Genomic DNA, 16,800 nt, shown 5'->3' with positions numbered 1-16,800 from the left:
AATTTATCCAGCGTTTTTTGCGCCCGACTATCCATGATCAGCACTGAACTCAAAACCACGATCCAGGGCGCCTATTCGCGTTTTCTCGAAGCCAAGAGCTTGAAACCGCGCTACGGCCAACGCCTGATGATCGCCGAAGTGGCCAAGGTCCTCGGGGATATCGACACCGACGACGAAGGTCGGCGCAGTGGCGACCCTGCGATCGTGGCCGTAGAGGCCGGCACCGGCACCGGCAAGACCGTGGCCTACAGCCTGGCCGCGATCCCGACCGCCAAGGCCGCCGGCAAGCGCCTGGTGATCGCCACCGCCACCGTCGCCCTGCAGGAACAGATTGTCTACAAAGACCTGCCCGACCTGATGCGCAACAGCGGCCTGAACTTCACCTTCGCCCTGGCCAAGGGGCGTGGGCGCTACATGTGCCTGTCCAAGCTCGACGTATTGTTGCAGGAAGGCCACGCGCAAACCGCCACTGCCTCCTTGTTCGAAGAAGAAGGCTTCAAGATCGAGGTGGATGAAGTCAGCCAGAAGCTGTTTACCAGCATGATCGAGAAGCTGGCCGGCAATAAATGGGACGGCGACCGCGACAGCTGGCCCACTGCCCTGGAAGATTCGGACTGGGCACGCCTGACCACCGACCACAGCCAGTGCACCAACCGCCATTGCCCCAACTTCGGCCAGTGCGCCTTTTACAAGGCCCGCGAAGGCATGGGCAAGGTTGACGTGATCGTCACCAACCACGACATGGTACTGGCCGACCTGGCCCTGGGCGGCGGCGCGGTATTGCCCGACCCACGCGACACCCTCTACGTATTTGACGAAGGCCACCACCTGCCGGACAAGGCCATCGGCCACTTCGCCCATTACACGCGGCTGCGTTCCACGGCCGACTGGCTGGAAACCACCGCCAAGAACCTCACCAAACTGCTGGCCCAGCATCCGCTGCCCGGCGATTTGGGCAAATTGATCGAGCAAGTGCCGGAGCTGGCGCGGGAGATCAAGACCCAGCAGCAATTCATGTTCAGCGCCTGCGAGCAAGTCGCCGACTTCAAGCCCGGTGAAGACGTGGAGGGCCGTGAGCGGCCGCGCCATCGCTTTGTCGGCGGGTTGATCCCCGAGCATATGCGCGAAATGGGCATCGAACTGAAGAAGGGCTTTTCACGCCTCACCGACCTGTTCACACGCCTTACCGACTTGCTCAAGGAAGGCATGGACGGCGAGGTCAATATCGGCATCGCCAGCAACCAGGCCGAGGAATGGTACCCACTGTTCGGCAGCCTGTTGTCGCGCTCCCAGGGCAACTGGGAGCTGTGGACCGCCTTCACCGTCGAAGATCCGGAAGACAACCCGCCGATGGCGCGTTGGCTGACACTGTCGGAAAGCGGTGCGCTGTTTGATATCGAGGTCAACGCCAGCCCCATCCTCGCGGCCGAAATGCTGCGCCGCAACTTGTGGAACGTGGCCTATGGCTGCCTGGTGACCTCGGCCACGCTGACAGCCCTGGGCACTTTCGACCGTTTCCGCATGCGCGCCGGGTTGCCGAAAAAAGCGGTCACGGCCGTGGTGCCGAGCCCGTTCCACCATGCCGATGCCGGCGTGCTGCGCGTGCCGGACCTCAAGGCCGACCCACGGGATGCGGCCGCGCACACGGCGGCGATCATCCGCGACCTGCCCGAATTGGTCGAAGGTTCGCGCGGCACACTGGTACTGTTTTCGTCACGTAAACAGATGCAGGACGTGTTTGACGGCCTCGACCGTGACTGGCGCAAACAAGTGTTTATTCAGGGCAACCTGTCCAAGCAGGAAACCCTCAACAAACACAAGGCGCGGGTTGATGGCGGCGATTCCAGCGTGCTCTTCGGCCTCGCCAGTTTTGCCGAAGGCGTGGACTTGCCCGGCGCCTATTGCGAGCACGTGGTGATTGCCAAGATCCCGTTCTCGGTACCGGATGACCCGGTCGAGGCAGCCTTGGCCGAGTGGATCGAGGCGCGGGGCGGTAACCCGTTCATGGAAATCTCGGTGCCGGATGCGTCCTTGAAGCTGGTCCAGGCCTGCGGTCGCTTGCTGCGTACCGAGGAAGATCGCGGCACCATCACCTTGCTCGACCGCCGTTTGGTCACGCAGCGCTATGGCAAAGCTATCCTTAATGCCTTGCCGCCGTTCAGGCGCGAAATTTCTTAAGCCACTCATTTATTAAGCTGCTGTGGGCGAAGTCGCCCACTTCGTGGTCTATCTCACTGCCAACGCTTTATGTCATCAGGCCAGTCATCGGCCGATTGGGAGAACCTTGTTCGTATGATTCGCACGCTGCCCGCTCTTTTTGCCTTGTTGTTCGCTGCGCCCTTGATGGCCGCGCCTGCCGGGCAACAAACGCTGTTCAACTTCGTACGGCCTGCCGATGTGGTCAAGGTGGCGACCCAGGACGCCAGCCTGCCGCAATACAACGCCGAACAAACCCCCGAAGGCGAGGTGCTGCGCCGCATTACCTTCAACCCGGCGGCCGAGCCGAGCCTGGTGCTCAGCCCCCAGACTGGCGTGTGGGACTGGTCGCAGTCCGGCGCCATGAGCCTGCGTATCCAAAGCGCCATGGATTGGGCGTTGACCTTGTATGTCAAAGTACAGAGCACTGACGGCAAGACCCTGGTCAGCCGCATCGACCTGCCGGCCGGCCCGGCCCAGACCCTGTTGATCCCGTTGCAGGCCAACTCGCCACTGAGCCAGGGCATGAAGGCCGGCCCGCCGATGCCGATTACCGTGGACGGCCAGCGTGTATTGCTGGCCGCCAGTGCCGGCGAGATCGACCGCAGCCAGGTGGTCTCGGTCACCCTGTCGATGCTCAAGCCCAACGCCGCCCAAAGCATTTTGCTTGAGCGTTTTGGCGTGCAGGACAGCGAGCCGGTACTGAAGGCGGCCTACAGCGAACTGGTGGACGCGTATGGCCAATCCACCCGTGCGCGCTGGCCGGAAAAGGTCAGCAGTGACGAGCAACTCAAAGCCGCAGCGGCCAAGGAACAGCAGCAGCTCAAGGGCTGGCTGGCCGAGCGCGACAAATCCGCTCTGGACCCATACGGCGGCTGGAACAAAGGCCCGGCGTTCGACGCCAGTGGCTTTTTCCGCACCGAGAAGCGCGACGGCCGCTGGTACCTGGTGACGCCGCAAGGCCATCCGTTCTATTCGTTGGGTGTTAACACCGTGGCGCCGGACAACAACCAGACCTACGTGGCCGGTCGTGAGTGGATGTTCGCCGCGTTGCCCAAGGCCGGTGAACCGTTCGACAAGTATTACGGCAGTGGCGATAACCGGGGCGGCAACGGTGCCGATCAGGGCCGGGGCTTCAGTGTAGGGCGTTGGTACGATTTTTACGGCGCCAACTTGCAACGTACCTACGGCGGCGAAGGTTTCGACCAGAAACGCTGGGTCAGCCACACCCTAGACCGCCTGCAAGCCTGGGGCTTCAACACCGTGGGCAACTGGAGCGATGAGGACCTGGCCCGCGCCGACCGCGTGCCATACACCTTGCCGCTGTCGATTGTCGGTGATTACGCCAGCATCAGCACCGGCACCGACTGGTGGGGCGGCATGCCCGACCCGTTCGACCCGCGCTTTGCCATGGCCACCGAACGCGCCGTGGCCATTGCCGCCCGCGACCACCGTGATGATCCGTGGCTGATCGGCTATTTTGCCGACAACGAGCTGGCCTGGGCCGGCCCCGGCGATGATCCAAAATCCCGTTACGCCTTGGCTTACGGCACGCTGCGCATGACCACCGATGTACCGGCCAAGCGCGCGTTCCTCAAGCAATTGCGCGACAAGTACCGTAACGAAGAAGGCCTGTCGAAAGCCTGGGGCATCCACCTGGCGGGTTGGGAGTTGATGGAAGACCCAGGCTTCGAGCCACCGATGCCGAGCCCTGAGCACCCGGAAATCGAAGCCGACTTCAAATATTTCCAGAAGACCTTCGCTGATGCCTACTTCAAGACCATCTCCGATTCGTTGAAATGGCACGCGCCCAACCAACTGCTGCTGGGCGGTCGGTATGCCGTCAGCACGCCCGAGGCCGTGGCGTCCTGCGCCCAGTATTGCGACGTGCTGAGCTTCAACATGTACACCTTGAAGCCACAGGATGGTTATGACTTTGCCGCCTTGCGCGCGCTGGACAAGCCGGTGCTGATCACCGAGTTCAACTTCGGCTCGGCCGACCGTGGCCCGTTCTGGGGCGGCGTGACGCAGTTGGCCCGTGAAGAAGACCGTGGCGTGGCGTACAGCAACTTCCTCAAGCAGGCCATGGCCGAGCCGTCGATTGTCGGGGTGCATTGGTTCCAGTACCTGGACCAGCCGGTCACCGGGCGCTTGCTGGATGGCGAGAACGGCCACTTCGGGCTGGTGGGCATCACCGATGTGCCGTTCCAGGGCTTTGTCGACAGCGTGCGTAAAAGCAACCTGGCGGCGGTTGACCAACTGGGCAAGGAGGCCGAAAAAGCCAAGGCGGCCAGCAAGGTTCGCGAGAACGAAGGCGGCAAGTCCGGGCATGAAGGCAAAGGCGCAGGGCAGGGCGCCGGGCATGCGGGTGGGCACTCTGGAAATGGCCATTGATTGATCATTGACGGGTTCACAAAACCTGTAATGACTGGAACAATGTCGGCCACTTCTTACGGTGTTTTCCAAGGCGGCTTAGGTGCAGATTCAGGGTCATTACGAGCTCCAGTTCGAAGCGGTACGTGAAGCGTTTGCCGCGTTGTTCGATGATCCGCAGGAGCGTGGTGCCGGGCTGTGTATCCAGATCGGCGGCGAAACCGTCGTCGACCTGTGGGCCGGTACCGCCGATAAGGACGGTGCCCAGGCCTGGCACAGCGACACCATCGTCAACCTGTTCTCTTGCACCAAGACCTTCACCGCCGTTACGGCCCTGCAGTTGGTTGCCGAAGGCAAGCTGAAACTGGATGCGCCGGTTGCCGACTACTGGCCCGAGTTTGCAGCGGCGGGTAAAGAAACCATCACGCTGCGCCAGTTGCTTTGCCACCAGGCCGGGCTGCCGGCGATTCGCCAGATGTTGCCGACCGAAGCCCTGTATGACTGGCCATTGATGGTCGACACCCTGGCGGCCGAAGCCCCGTGGTGGACACCGGGCGAAGGGCACGGCTACGAGGCCATCACCTACGGCTGGCTGGTTGGCGAGTTGCTGCGCCGTGCCGATGGGCGCGGGCCGGGCGAGTCGATTGTGGCGCGGGTTGCGCGGCCATTGGGCCTGGACTTCCATGTCGGTTTGGCGGACGAAGAGTTTTATCGGGTGGCACATATAGCGCGCAGCAAAGGCAATATGGGCGATGAAGCGGCGCAGCGGTTACTTCAAGTAATGATGCGCGAACCTAATGCCATGACCACCCGCGCATTTGCCAACCCACCGTCTATTCTGACCAGCACTAATAAGCCCGAATGGCGGCGGATGCAGCAGCCAGCGGCAAATGGTCACGGTAATGCGCGCAGCCTGGCGGGTTTTTATAGCGGATTGTTGGACGGTAGTTTGCTTGAGAGCGACATGCTCGAACAATTGACCCGCGAACACAGTATTGGGCCAGACAAAACATTATTGACTCAAACCCGTTTCGGTTTGGGGTGCATGTTGGATCAACCGCAACTGCCCAATGCCACCTTTGGCCTTGGCCCGCGTGCGTTTGGCCACCCTGGCGCCGGTGGTTCGGTGGGGTTTGCCGACCCTGAGCGCGATGTGGCATTTGGTTTCGTGACTAATACACTGGGCCCTTATGTACTTATGGACCCGCGTGCGCAGAAGTTGGTCGGAATATTGGCCGGTTGTCTGTAAAGAGCTTGCTGTTTCACGTTTTTTTGTTACAAAGGCAAGTATAAGAAGGCGCTGAACGAAATTGTGTAACTTTACTGTTCTCTAAGCGTCTGTTTAACGGGTCAACCAGGCCCCCCGTTTTTTTCTCATTTTGTGGATACCTCATGTTATCGAACAAGTCCTTGGCACTGGCGCTGTGCCTCACTATTACTGGCTGCGCACAAACTCCACAAAGTGATGCCGAAGGTGGGCACTGGTGGTCATTTGGATCTGACAAGGCTGCTACCAAGGACGCAGTGAGCCAAACCGACACCAAGCCGGATGCCAAACCTGCCGCCGGCGCCAAGCCTGTCGAGCCTGTAGCCGCTACTGCTCCAGCTCCAGCGTCTGCACCTGCACCGGTAGCCAAGGCTGACACCGGCTTCAACTGGTGGCCATTCGCAGCCAAGCGCGCCGACGAAAAGGCGGCAGATGCCAAGGCCGACCTGAAAGCCGACCTCAAGGCCGCAACCCCGGCTTCCGCGCCGGATGCTGCGCCAGCCGTCGCCAAGACCGACACCGAAACCAAATGGTGGTGGCCGTTCGAAAGCAAGCCAAAGCCACTGGCCAAGGTCGATGTGACCAACGTGCAGATGCCCGATCCGAAAATCACCCAAGCCTGGCTGGACGACTATGAGCCGCGCCTGCGCGCCGCCATCAAGGACAGCAACCTGCAACTGGAGCGTCGTGACAACGTCCTGGTGGTGATTGCCCCGGTTGACGGCTCTTACAACCCGAAACGCCCGGCAATGCTGCTGCCGGTCACACTCGGCCCGTTCACACGTGTTGCCAAGGCTGTTGAAGCTGACCCCAAGACCGCGGTCCTGGTCCTGGGTCACGTTGATGCCACAGGTACTGCCCCGGCCAGCCAGGCGTTGACCAAAGAGCGTGCGCAATCCATCGCGTCTATCTTCAGCCTCAGCGGCTTGAAGCAGGATCGCTTGATGCTGCGCGGCATGGGCGACCTTATGCCGCGTGCCGCCAACGACAGCAATCAGGGGCGTGCGCTGAACCGTCGCATGGAAATCATGTTCACTCAGCGTACAACTATGTTGGCGCTGCTGAGCAAGTACAACTCGGGCAAACCACCGGTCGCCGACATGGTCGCGGTGCAAACTGCGCCGGCCCCAGTACCGGCCCCGGCCGCGAAAAAAGCCGCCCCGGCGAAAAAGGCTCCGGCCAAGAAAGCCGCCGCCAAGCCCGCTGCGAAAAAAGCCGCTGCCAAGCCGGCCGCGAAGAAAGCTGCACCCAAGGCCGACGCGCCGGCAGCAAACGACCAGGCGAAAAACTGATCCGTTGAAACAAAAGGATAAAACCGCATGACCCAGGCACTGGCCGATATGCGCCGTGACTACACACGGGACGGTTTGAGCGAGGCCCAGGCCCCGGACGAGCCGTTTGCGTTGTTCCACCAATGGTTTGGCGATGCGGTGAAAACCGAGCAGCCGCCGGTGGAGGCTAATGCCATGACCTTGGCGACGGTCGACCGGGACGGTCGCCCGCACTGTCGCATCCTGCTGCTCAAGGGCCTGGATGCACAGGGTTTTACCTTCTTCACCAACTATCAGAGTGCCAAGGGTGAACACCTTGCGGCACGGCCTTTCGCGGCCATGACCTTCTTCTGGCCGACCCTGGAGCGCCAGGTGCGCATCGAAGGGCGGGTGGTCAAGGTCACGCCTGAGGAGTCGGATGCTTATTATCAGGTCCGGCCGCTGGGTAGCCGTCTTGGGGCCTGGGCTTCGCCGCAAAGCCAGGTTATTCGGGACCGCCAGGAGTTGCAGGATTTGCTCAAGGCCACCGAACAGCGCTTCAGCGATACCCAGCCCGACTGCCCGGAGCACTGGGGTGGCTATCGTTTGTTGCCCGAGCGCATCGAATTCTGGCAAGGCCGCGCCAGTCGCCTGCATGACCGCCTGAACTATCGCCTGCAAGCGGGCGAGTGGACGCGCGAGCGCCTGGCGCCCTGAGCTTCACCTTTCGTCATTCCAGCTGAATGTTGATCATCACGCCGAAGTCTCTACACAGAGGCCTCGGCGTTTTTGCTTGCGTGACTACAATGAAAAGCGCTTCCAGGTGTTTTTTGGATCAGGGCGGGAGCTACCGTTCGTCGAGTTTTCTGGTGCTGGCAGTCTGTACTCAGGCTGAATGAAAGCAATTTTGTGGCGTGCTTGCCGTGACAGGCGCCAAGCAGCGGCGTCTAATGAATACCTGTCCTTTGGAGTTGATGCTATGCGTAAGTCTGTTTTACTAGTTGCCTGCTTTACCACCCTGTCGTTGCTGTTGGGTGGCTGCGCCTCGAGTCTGACCGGCGACTCGTACTCCCGTGACGAAGCGCGTCGTGTACAGACCGTGCGCATGGGCACCATTGAATCCCTGCGTCCGGTGAAAATCGAAGGCACCAAGACCCCAATCGGCGGTGCTGCCGGTGCGGTTATCGGCGGTGTTGGTGGCAGCGCCATCGGCGGCGGCCGTGGCAGTATCGTCACCGCGGTGATCGGCGCGGTAGCTGGCGGCTTACTGGGCTCGGCCACCGAAGAAGGCCTGACTCGCACCCAGGGCGTGGAAATCACCGTTCGCGAAGACGATGGCAGCATGCGCGCCTACGTTCAGGCCGTGGAGGAAAATGAAATCTTCCGCATTGGCGACCGCGTGCGCATCATGACGGTTAACGGTACCAGCCGTGTAACGCGCTAAGCGCTGGTTGTAGAAACACAAAACCCCAACCCGGTGACGGGTTGGGGTTTTTTATTGCCTGCGGTTTTCTGAAAAGTCGCAGGCAATAAAAAACCGCCTTAGTAGGGCGGTTTTTATTGCAAACCCGGTTTACGACTGGGTTTGCGTTCTCACGAGGAGCACTGACGTGTTGGCGATACTACTGCCGCTTTAGGACTTTATGCAAGGCCAACCGACAGGGAATTTCAAAGATTTACTCGCCCATTCTGTAAATTTAGAACAGTAAAAAACAGCAACAACTTGCTGGGCGATTAGTCGTTGATTGTCACACCTTTGCATGGGCGGCTGAGCTAGTATCGCTCTCGTTCTGCACTCGTCGTGAAGCAGGTTGGCTGGGTTAGCGCGCGAATTTTGGACCGACTGCCACGGGCTAGTAATCCGTGCCGGAGTCATGCACGAGGACCATAAACCCAGCCGCCTCACAGGAGCACTGACGTGCATCCAAAGGCCCACGTGTTCCGGTAAGTGAGCTGGAGGTAAGGCCCAACTTAAGGGAGGGCCGAGTATGTCCAAGTTTGCACGACGTACGTGGAACCTCGTAGTGAATGCCGTGCGTGTTTATCACGTATGGGTATTTCTGCGGGACAGCTTCGATGACCTGTAAGGTCTGAGAAGTGGGGCCGCCTCGGCTTAAACCGAGGCGGCCTTTTGGTTTTCACCCCATCACCTCACACCTGAAAGTGCTTCACCATCGTATTCAACTCATGCGCCAGGCTGGCAAGCGATTGCGAAGCGGCGGTGGTCTGAGTCGAGCCTTCAGCGGACTGAATCGACAGCTGCTGAATATTCAGCAAGTTGCGATCCACCGCCCGGGCAACGTCAGCTTGCTCCGCCGCCGCCGTGGTAATCACCAGGTTGCGGTTATTGATCTCGTCATTGGCGGCAAGAATATCCGCCAGCGCTTGCTGCGCCAGTTCGGCCAGGCCAATGGTTTGCTCGGTCATGGTGCTGCTGTCGAGCATGGTGTTGACGGTGCTGGCGGTGTTGGTCTGGATGCTGCCAATCATCTGCTCGATTTCCTGGGTCGACTGCGCGGTGCGATGGGCGAGGGCGCGCACTTCGTCGGCGACCACGGCAAAACCACGGCCGGCATCCCCGGCGCGAGCCGCCTCGATGGCCGCGTTCAGTGCCAGCAAATTGGTTTGCTCGGCAATGGTGCGGATAACGTCAAGCACCTTGCCGATGCCTTTGGCCTGCTCGGCCAGGCCGCCCACTTGGCTGGAGCTTAGCGCTACACCACGGGTCAGGGCCTGGATGGAGGTAAGCGCCTCAAGCATGCGTTGCTGGCCTTTCAAGGCGATGCTGCGCGACGCCTGGGACAGGTCGGAGGTGGTGGCGGCATTCCGGGCGACCTCTTCAATGGCCATGGTCATCTCGGTGACGGCGGTGGCGGCCTGCTCGATCTCGCCATGTTGCTGCTGCAGGTCGCGGCTGCCCTCGGCGGTGACGGCATTCAGCTCCTCGGCCGCCGCTGCCAGTTGGCTCGATGAGCCGGTTATTTGCCGCAGTGTCTGCACCAGGTTATTGCGCATGGTCTCTTGTGCCCGCAACAGGCGTGTGGCTTCGTCGTTGCCGGTCGGGTTGATGGGCTGGGTGAGATCGCCCTTGGCGATGGTTTCAGCCACCCGTACCGCTTCAATGATGGGGCCGGTAATGCTGCCGGTCAGCAGCCAGGCTACCAACACCGTGCCGCCACTCACCAGCACGATAACAATGGCGATACCGCTCACGGCATGCTGGTACGCGGCCACGGAAGTCTGGCCGGCAAGTTCTGCGCCCTTGTTGGCGAGGTCGATCAACTGATCGAAGTTCTTGGTCATCTGCTCATAGCTTTCTCGAATGCTGTTGAGAAAGTCACGGGCGCCCGCCTTGTCGCCTGAACGCGAGCGTTTGAGCATCTCGGTGTGGTTCTTGGCGTAGCCTTCCAGGCTTTGGTTGAACACCTCCAGGCGCGATTTCTCCTCCGGCGTGCGCAACAGCGCGGCATATTGAGCCAGTTGCTCCTTGACGCTTTTCAGGCGCCCGGCGGATTTGTCCTCGTAGGTCTGCATGTCGGCGTCGCTTGCGGACAGGATGTGCGCCATTTCCCCCAAGCGAAAGCGATCCAGCGAGGCATTGGCCAGGGCCAGGATCCTCACGCGCTGCATCCAGTTGTTTTGGATATCGGCAGCCTGGGACTGCACTTCGCCGATCTGCTTGAGCGCGAACAGGCCGAGAAACACACTCAGCGACGCAATGGCAGCGAAGCCGATGAAGGCTCTGGCTGCAATTCTTATATTTCTCAGGAACATGGGTTATCGCTCGGGCAGGGAACGCGTTGAAGAGCTGTGTCGGGCGGATGCCCCAGGCGGGGCAGGCGGATCGCCACAATCCTTAGTCGGCGGCCAGGGCAAAGTCTTTAGGCGTTGTGCGAAAGTGTCATCTTCGCCAAAAGAAAAACCCCAACCGGGTAACCGGTTGGGGTTTTTTGTGGGGCTTTCATTTTGTGGGGCTTTCAAAGCGCTCAGGCTTTCTTGCGGCTGGCCAGGGCTGTGACCGCATAACCAATACAGGCCGCCAGGATAGACCCGGTCAGGATGCCCATCCGATCCTCACCCGCGAACTCACTGGCGCCCGGCACAAACGCCAGGGAGCCGACAAACAGGCTCATGGTGAAGCCGATACCGCACAGGATCGCCACCCCCAGCACCTGGCCCCAGTTGGCGCCGCTGGGCAGGGCGGCGATACCGGTCTTGATCGCCAGCCAGGTCAGGCCGAACACGCCGATGGTCTTGCCGATCAGCAGGCCGGCGGCGATGCCCATGGGCACGTGGTGAGTGAAGCTGTCCAGGGTGACGCCGGTCAGCGACACGCCAGCGTTGGCGAAGGCGAACAACGGCAGGATGGCGTAGGCCACCCATGGGTGCAGGGCGTGCTCCAGGGTCAGCAGTGGCGAGGGTTCGGCATTTTTGGTGCGCAGTGGAATGCAGAACGCCAAGGTCACCCCGGCCAGGGTGGCGTGCACGCCACTCTTGAGCACGCAGACCCACAGGATCAAGCCGATGATCATGTACGGGCCTAGTTTGACCACGCCCAGGCGGTTCATCGCGATCAAGGCGACCAGGCACGTGGCCGCGCCAGCCAGGGCCGCGTTCGACAACTCGGCGGAGTAGAACACCGCAATGACGATGATGGCGCCCAGGTCATCAATAATCGCCAGGGTCATCAGGAACAACTTGAGTGACACCGGCACCCGCTTGCCCAGCAGGGCCAGTACGCCGAGTGCAAAAGCGATATCGGTGGCCATCGGGATTGCCCAGCCGGCGAGTGCGGCGGGGTTGTCCTTGTTCAGCGCCCAGTAGATCAGCGCGGGCACCACCATGCCGCCAATCGCGGCCGCCCCCGGCAATACCACTTGCGATGGCTTGGACAGGTGGCCGTCGAGCAACTCGCGCTTGACCTCCAGGCCGATCAAGAGGAAGAACAGCGCCATCAGGCCATCATTGATCCACAGCAGAGCCGGCTTGGCGATTTGCAGCGCGCCAACCTGCGCCACGACCGGCGTATCAAGGAAGGCGCCGTAAAGATGCGACAACGGTGAGTTATTGATGATCAGCGCCAAAGCGGCAGCGGCGATCAGTAACAGACCGCTGGCGGCTTCCAGCTGGAAGAAACGGGTGAAAGTGCTACGCAGAGGCAAGGGATGCTCTCCAATAAGGTTCAATAGGTGGGTACCCTAACCCGTACTGTTAGTTGTTAAAACAAAAGTTATATTCTTATTTGTTATAAGCGACGGTCAGGACGGGGCTTGCTTCGAAGCCTAGCAATTGTGTGTCTATTTGCGTCATCACTGTATCTGTGTGCGCTGTAGGAAACCCCCTAAAATCGGGACTGAAACCCTTAGAGACCCACCTTATGAACGACCACCGTACCTGGGCTCGCGAAGCCATCCGCATCATCGAAGCGGACTTCCAGCGCAGCGCCGACACGCACCTCATCCCTCTGCCGTTGCCGGGGCTGCCGGGTATCGAGTTGTACTTCAAGGATGAGTCCAGCCACCCCACCGGCAGCCTCAAGCATCGGCTGGCGCGTTCGCTGTTTCTGTATGCGCTGTGCAATGGCTGGCTCAAGCCCGGCGCGCCGGTGATCGAGGCGTCCAGCGGGTCTACGGCGGTGTCGGAGGCGTACTTTGCGCGCTTGCTCGGCCTGCCGTTTATTGCAGTGATGCCGGCCACCACCTCCCAGGCGAAGATCGAGCAGATTGCCTTCTATGGTGGCAAGAGCCATCTGGTAAAGGATCCGACGCAGATCTACGCCGAGTCCGAACGCTTGGCGAAGGAAAGTGGCGGTCACTTCATGGACCAGTTCACCTACGCCGAGCGGGCGACGGACTGGCGAGCGAACAACAACATCGCCGAGTCGATTTTCCAGCAGATGCGCTTTGAGCATTACCCGGAGCCGAGCTGGTTGATTTCCAGCCCGGGCACCGGCGGCACCACGGCGACCCTGGGACGCTATGTGCGTTATCGCCAGCATTGCACCCGCGTGCTGTGTGCCGATGCCGAGCGTTCGGTGTTTTTTGACTACTACCAGACGGGCGACGCCAGCTTGCGACTGGACAGCGGCTCGCGCATCGAAGGGATTGGACGGCCACGGGTCGAGGCGTCGTTTTTGCCCAAGGTGATCGATGCGATGGTCAAGGTACCGGATGCACTGTCATTGGCGGCCATGCATTACCTGGCCGAGCGTTTGGGGCGGCGGGTTGGCGGCTCCAGCGGGACGAACCTGGTGGGTGCTTTGGTCGCGGCGCTGCAGATGAAAGCGGCGGGGGAGTCGGGGTCGATCGTGGCGATCTTGTGTGATGGGGGCGAGCGGTATGCGAGCACTTATTACGATCAGGCGTGGTTGGCGCAGCAGGGGTATGAGCTGGGCGGCTTGATTGCAGCCGTGGCGGCCAGTGTAGAGAAGGGCGAGCCTTTGCCTGACAGCGTCCTGCGCGCCAATATCTGACACGCCCCATCAACTAATGTGGGAGCTGGCTTGCCTGCGATGGCGGTGGTTCAGTCGATAAATTCGACGACTGACACTCCGTTATCGCAGGCAAGCCAGCTCCCACATTTGATCCGGGTTGGCTGTAATAGAGGTGCTTAAGCCTCGATACCCAGCATATCCCGCGCCAGCGCCTCGGCAATCCGAATTCCGTCAACGCCCGCCGACAGGATGCCACCGGCGTAACCGGCACCTTCACCGGCCGGGAACAGACCCTTCACGTTAAGGCTCTGCATCGACTCGTTACGGGTAATGCGCAGCGGCGACGAAGTGCGGGTTTCGATACCGGTCAACACCGCATCGTGCAGCGAGTAGCCTTTGATCTGCTTCTCGAACGCCGGCAGCGCTTCACGAATCGCCTCGATGGCGAAATCCGGCAGAGCCAGGGCCAGGTCACCCAGGGCCACACCCGGTTTGTAGGACGGTTCCACACTGCCGATGACGGTGGACGGCTTGCCGGCGATAAAGTCGCCCACCAGCTGCGCCGGCGCCTCGTAGTTGCTGCCGCCGAGGATGTAGGCGTGGGACTCCAGGCGCTCCTGCAACTCGATACCGGCCAGCGGGCCACCCGGGTAATCCACCTCCGGCGTGATGCCGACCACGATGCCGGAGTTGGCGTTGCGCTCGTTGCGCGAGTATTGGCTCATGCCGTTGGTAACCACGCGGTTCGGCTCGGAAGTCGCCGCCACCACGGTGCCGCCTGGGCACATGCAGAAGCTGTAGACCGAACGGCCGTTTTTGGCGTGGTGCACCAGTTTGTAGTCGGCGGCCCCAAGTTTCGGGTGCCCGGCGTATTTGCCCAGGCGCGCCGCGTCGATCAGCGACTGCGGGTGTTCGATACGGAAACCCACCGAGAATGGCTTGGCTTCCATGTACACACCGCGGCCGTGCAGCATGCGGAAGGTGTCGCGGGCACTGTGGCCCAGGGCGAGGATCACGTGCCTGGAGAGGATCTGCTCGCCGCCGTCGACGACCACCCCATTCAACTGGCCGTCTTCGATCAGTACATCCGTGACGCGCTGCTCAAAACGCACTTCACCGCCGAGGGCGATGATCTGCTCGCGCATGTTTTCCACCACGCCGGTCAGGCGGAAGGTGCCGATGTGCGGCTTGCTGACGTAGAGGATTTCTTCCGGCGCGCCGGCCTTGACGAACTCGTGCAGTACTTTGCGACCGTGGAATTTCGGGTCCTTGATCTGGCTGTAGAGTTTGCCGTCGGAAAAGGTCCCGGCACCGCCTTCGCCAAATTGCACGTTGGACTCTGGGTTGAGCACGCTTTTGCGCCACAGGCCCCAGGTGTCCTTGGTGCGCTGGCGCACTTCCTTGCCGCGCTCGAGGATGATCGGCTTGAAGCCCATCTGCGCAAGCAACAGCCCGGCGAAAATGCCGCAGGGGCCAAAACCCACCACGATCGGCCGTTCAACCAGGCCTTGCGGCGCCTGGCCTACCACTTTGTAGCTGACGTCCGGTGCCGGGTTGATGTTGCGGTCATCGGCGAACTTGAGCAGCAGGGCGGCTTCGCCCTTTACGTTCAGATCGATGGTGTAGATGAAGCACAGCTCCGACGATTTCTTGCGTGCGTCGTAGCTGCGTTTGAACAGGGTGAAGTCGAGCAGGTCATCACTGGCGATGCCCAGGCGCTGCACAATGGCAGGCCGCAGGTCTTCTTCGGGATGGTCGATGGGCAGCTTGAGTTCGGTGATTCGTAACATGACAGGATCCGGTGGGCGGCGGGCTTCGATGCCGGCGGTTTTGCAAACCGGCGATTATAAGCCCCAAAGGCTGATTCCCGTCATGTTAAAACAGCCCAAGGCCGAATCAGTCGTCCCGCGAGCCGCCGAATGACGCACAACCACGCTGGACCTGGCCATTGACCCGCAACTCGGCGGTCATGTGCTGCAAGCTGCCGCTGACGGCATCGATGCAGCGCTGCGGGGCTACCCACAGTTCGATGTGCTGGTTGTTGGCTTCGGTCATCAGATTGAAACGGCCGTCACCCAGTTGCTCTTCGACAAACGGCACCGCCAGTGGCGGCTGGCCTTCGCGCTCCAGCACCATGCCTTTGCCGGTGACGTTCATCGCCCAGGCCGGTTTATGGCCGTTGGCCCGCAGAATCATGCGTTTGAAGTCCGGGTCGTCGCAGGCCGAGGTCGAGCGCTCTACGCGATACAGTTGTTGCAGGTCGACCGAACCCTGGGTGCCGCTGGCCACCCCGGAAAACTTGCCGCGCAAATCGGCAAACAGCACGCCTTGCTGGCCGGCCAGGGACGCGGCTTCCTGCAGCACGCTGGTGCCGCCGGTGTCGTTGACCACGTAGTTGCGTTTATCGCCGCACGGCTGGAACAACAGTTTGCCGCCCACTGCCGTGAGTTCACCCTGCATACGGGTCAGCCCGACGGTAGACGGTTTGGCCGGCTCGCTCTCGAACATCTGGCAAGCGGTGAACAGGGGCAGCAGGGCAAACAGAGCAAGGGTACGGGCGGCGCGCATTATCGGGTCTCCAAACAAGTGCCGCCACGTTACGCAGGCTCGCACCGCACCACAAGCCCGTTCGCCGGGTTCAGGCGATTCTGACAGACGTCGGATTTCAGCCAACGATGAAGGTCTGGCCGGTCTGCAAGCCCTCGACACTTTTCGCGTAGGCCAGCGCTACATCGGCACCCGAAGCCGGTTTGTAGCCGCGGAAGTACGGCGCGTAGCTGCCCATGGCCTCGAGCAGGACGGTCGGGCTGACCGAGTTGATGCGCAAGCCGCGTGGCAGTTCGATTGCCGCCGCCTTGACGAAGGCATCCAGTGCGCCGTTGACCAATGCGGCAGACGCGCCGGTGCGGATCGGGTCGCGGTTGAGAATGCCGCTGGTAAAGGTGAACGAAGCACCGTCGTTGGCATAGTCGCGGCCGATCAGCAGCAGGTTGACTTGGCCCATCAGCTTGTCACGCAGGCCCAGTTCAAAGTCGGCTTCGCTCATCTCACCCAATGCCACGAAATTCACACTGCCTGCCGCGCAGACCAACGCGTCGAACTTGCCGGTCTGTTCGAACAGGTTGCGGATCGACGTGCTGTCGCTGATATCCACCTGGAAGTCGCCGCCGCTGCGGCCAATGCTGATCACCTCGTGACGCTGCGCCAGTTCCGCCTTGACCGCTGAGCCGACCGTGCCGCTGGCACCAATCAATAGGATTTTCATCGTGCTGTTCCTCCGG

General features: G+C 61.1%; 12 protein-coding genes. 7 read left to right on the top strand and 5 right to left on the bottom strand.

The window, feature by feature from the left end; translation table 11 throughout:
• The first annotated feature begins 33 nt into the window (after positions 1-33).
• From dinG to ASE80_RS02335, 6 genes are all read left to right on the top strand, one after another.
• Positions 34-2,178, top strand: coding sequence for an ATP-dependent DNA helicase DinG (gene dinG / locus ASE80_RS02360; RefSeq protein ID WP_017137192.1), 2,145 nt, complete (start codon positions 34-36; stop codon positions 2,176-2,178).
• Between the two features lie 114 nt (positions 2,179-2,292).
• Positions 2,293-4,590: a beta-galactosidase gene (locus tag ASE80_RS02355; RefSeq protein ID WP_056857498.1), complete on the top strand. Its 2,298-nt coding sequence runs from the start codon at positions 2,293-2,295 to the stop codon at positions 4,588-4,590.
• An 82-nt stretch (positions 4,591-4,672) separates the two neighbouring features.
• The gene (locus ASE80_RS02350; protein ID WP_056857497.1) at positions 4,673-5,818 is read left to right on the top strand and encodes a serine hydrolase domain-containing protein; all 1,146 of its coding nucleotides are present in this window, start codon (positions 4,673-4,675) and stop codon (positions 5,816-5,818) included.
• A 143-nt stretch (positions 5,819-5,961) separates the two neighbouring features.
• Positions 5,962-7,128, top strand: a complete 1,167-nt coding sequence (locus tag ASE80_RS02345) for an OmpA family protein (protein WP_056857496.1) — start codon at positions 5,962-5,964, stop codon at positions 7,126-7,128.
• A 27-nt stretch (positions 7,129-7,155) separates the two neighbouring features.
• Positions 7,156-7,803 (top strand): pyridoxamine 5'-phosphate oxidase, encoded by a 648-nt coding sequence (gene pdxH, locus ASE80_RS02340; RefSeq protein ID WP_056857495.1) that lies wholly within the window; start codon positions 7,156-7,158, stop codon positions 7,801-7,803.
• Between the two features lie 262 nt (positions 7,804-8,065).
• A complete protein-coding gene (locus ASE80_RS02335) occupies positions 8,066-8,530 on the top strand; it encodes a glycine zipper 2TM domain-containing protein (protein WP_056857494.1) in 465 nt (154 codons plus the stop codon).
• Positions 8,531-9,237: 707 nt separating this feature from the next.
• On the opposite strand, the gene ASE80_RS02330 is transcribed toward ASE80_RS02335, so the two are convergent.
• Both ASE80_RS02330 and nhaA read right to left on the bottom strand, forming a co-directional pair.
• The gene (locus ASE80_RS02330; RefSeq protein WP_056857493.1) at positions 9,238-10,860 is read right to left on the bottom strand and encodes a methyl-accepting chemotaxis protein; all 1,623 of its coding nucleotides are present in this window, start codon (positions 10,858-10,860) and stop codon (positions 9,238-9,240) included.
• A 212-nt stretch (positions 10,861-11,072) separates the two neighbouring features.
• Positions 11,073-12,248 carry a Na+/H+ antiporter NhaA gene (nhaA, locus tag ASE80_RS02325; protein WP_056857492.1) on the bottom strand — a complete coding sequence of 392 codons (1,176 nt, stop codon included), beginning with the start codon at positions 12,246-12,248 and terminating at the stop codon, positions 11,073-11,075.
• Positions 12,249-12,463: 215 nt separating this feature from the next.
• Here nhaA and ASE80_RS02320 point away from each other — a divergent pair, with 215 nt between their 5' ends.
• Positions 12,464-13,558, top strand: a complete 1,095-nt coding sequence (locus tag ASE80_RS02320; protein ID WP_056857491.1) for a PLP-dependent cysteine synthase family protein — start codon at positions 12,464-12,466, stop codon at positions 13,556-13,558.
• 137 nt (positions 13,559-13,695) lie between these two features.
• On the opposite strand, the gene ASE80_RS02315 is transcribed toward ASE80_RS02320, so the two are convergent.
• From ASE80_RS02315 to ASE80_RS02305, 3 genes are all read right to left on the bottom strand, one after another.
• A complete protein-coding gene (locus ASE80_RS02315) occupies positions 13,696-15,309 on the bottom strand; it encodes an NAD(P)/FAD-dependent oxidoreductase (RefSeq protein WP_056857490.1) in 1,614 nt (537 codons plus the stop codon).
• 106 nt (positions 15,310-15,415) lie between these two features.
• Positions 15,416-16,087: a COG3650 family protein gene (locus ASE80_RS02310; RefSeq protein ID WP_056857489.1), complete on the bottom strand. Its 672-nt coding sequence runs from the start codon at positions 16,085-16,087 to the stop codon at positions 15,416-15,418.
• A 97-nt stretch (positions 16,088-16,184) separates the two neighbouring features.
• Positions 16,185-16,784 (bottom strand): short chain dehydrogenase, encoded by a 600-nt coding sequence (locus ASE80_RS02305; RefSeq protein ID WP_056857488.1) that lies wholly within the window; start codon positions 16,782-16,784, stop codon positions 16,185-16,187.
• Between the last annotated feature and the right edge of the window lie 16 nt (positions 16,785-16,800).

This window comes from Pseudomonas sp. Leaf15 (assembly GCF_001421425.1).
Lineage (GTDB): Bacteria > Pseudomonadota > Gammaproteobacteria > Pseudomonadales > Pseudomonadaceae > Aquipseudomonas > Aquipseudomonas salomonii.
The sequence above is the reverse complement of the archived record's forward strand: the minus strand, read 5'-3'. Positions and strand labels throughout refer to the sequence as shown.

Coding starts and splice junctions, on each gene's coding strand:
- dinG (WP_017137192.1), top strand. CDS start 34: ATGATCAGCACTGAACTCAAAACCACGATCCAGGGCGCCTATTCGCGT.
- ASE80_RS02355 (WP_056857498.1), top strand. CDS start 2,293: ATGATTCGCACGCTGCCCGCTCTTTTTGCCTTGTTGTTCGCTGCGCCC.
- ASE80_RS02345 (WP_056857496.1), top strand. CDS start 5,962: ATGTTATCGAACAAGTCCTTGGCACTGGCGCTGTGCCTCACTATTACT.
- pdxH (WP_056857495.1), top strand. CDS start 7,156: ATGACCCAGGCACTGGCCGATATGCGCCGTGACTACACACGGGACGGT.
- ASE80_RS02335 (WP_056857494.1), top strand. CDS start 8,066: ATGCGTAAGTCTGTTTTACTAGTTGCCTGCTTTACCACCCTGTCGTTG.
- ASE80_RS02330 (WP_056857493.1), bottom strand. CDS start 10,860: ATGTTCCTGAGAAATATAAGAATTGCAGCCAGAGCCTTCATCGGCTTC.
- ASE80_RS02320 (WP_056857491.1), top strand. CDS start 12,464: ATGAACGACCACCGTACCTGGGCTCGCGAAGCCATCCGCATCATCGAA.
- ASE80_RS02315 (WP_056857490.1), bottom strand. CDS start 15,309: ATGTTACGAATCACCGAACTCAAGCTGCCCATCGACCATCCCGAAGAA.
- ASE80_RS02310 (WP_056857489.1), bottom strand. CDS start 16,087: ATGCGCGCCGCCCGTACCCTTGCTCTGTTTGCCCTGCTGCCCCTGTTC.
- ASE80_RS02305 (WP_056857488.1), bottom strand. CDS start 16,784: ATGAAAATCCTATTGATTGGTGCCAGCGGCACGGTCGGCTCAGCGGTC.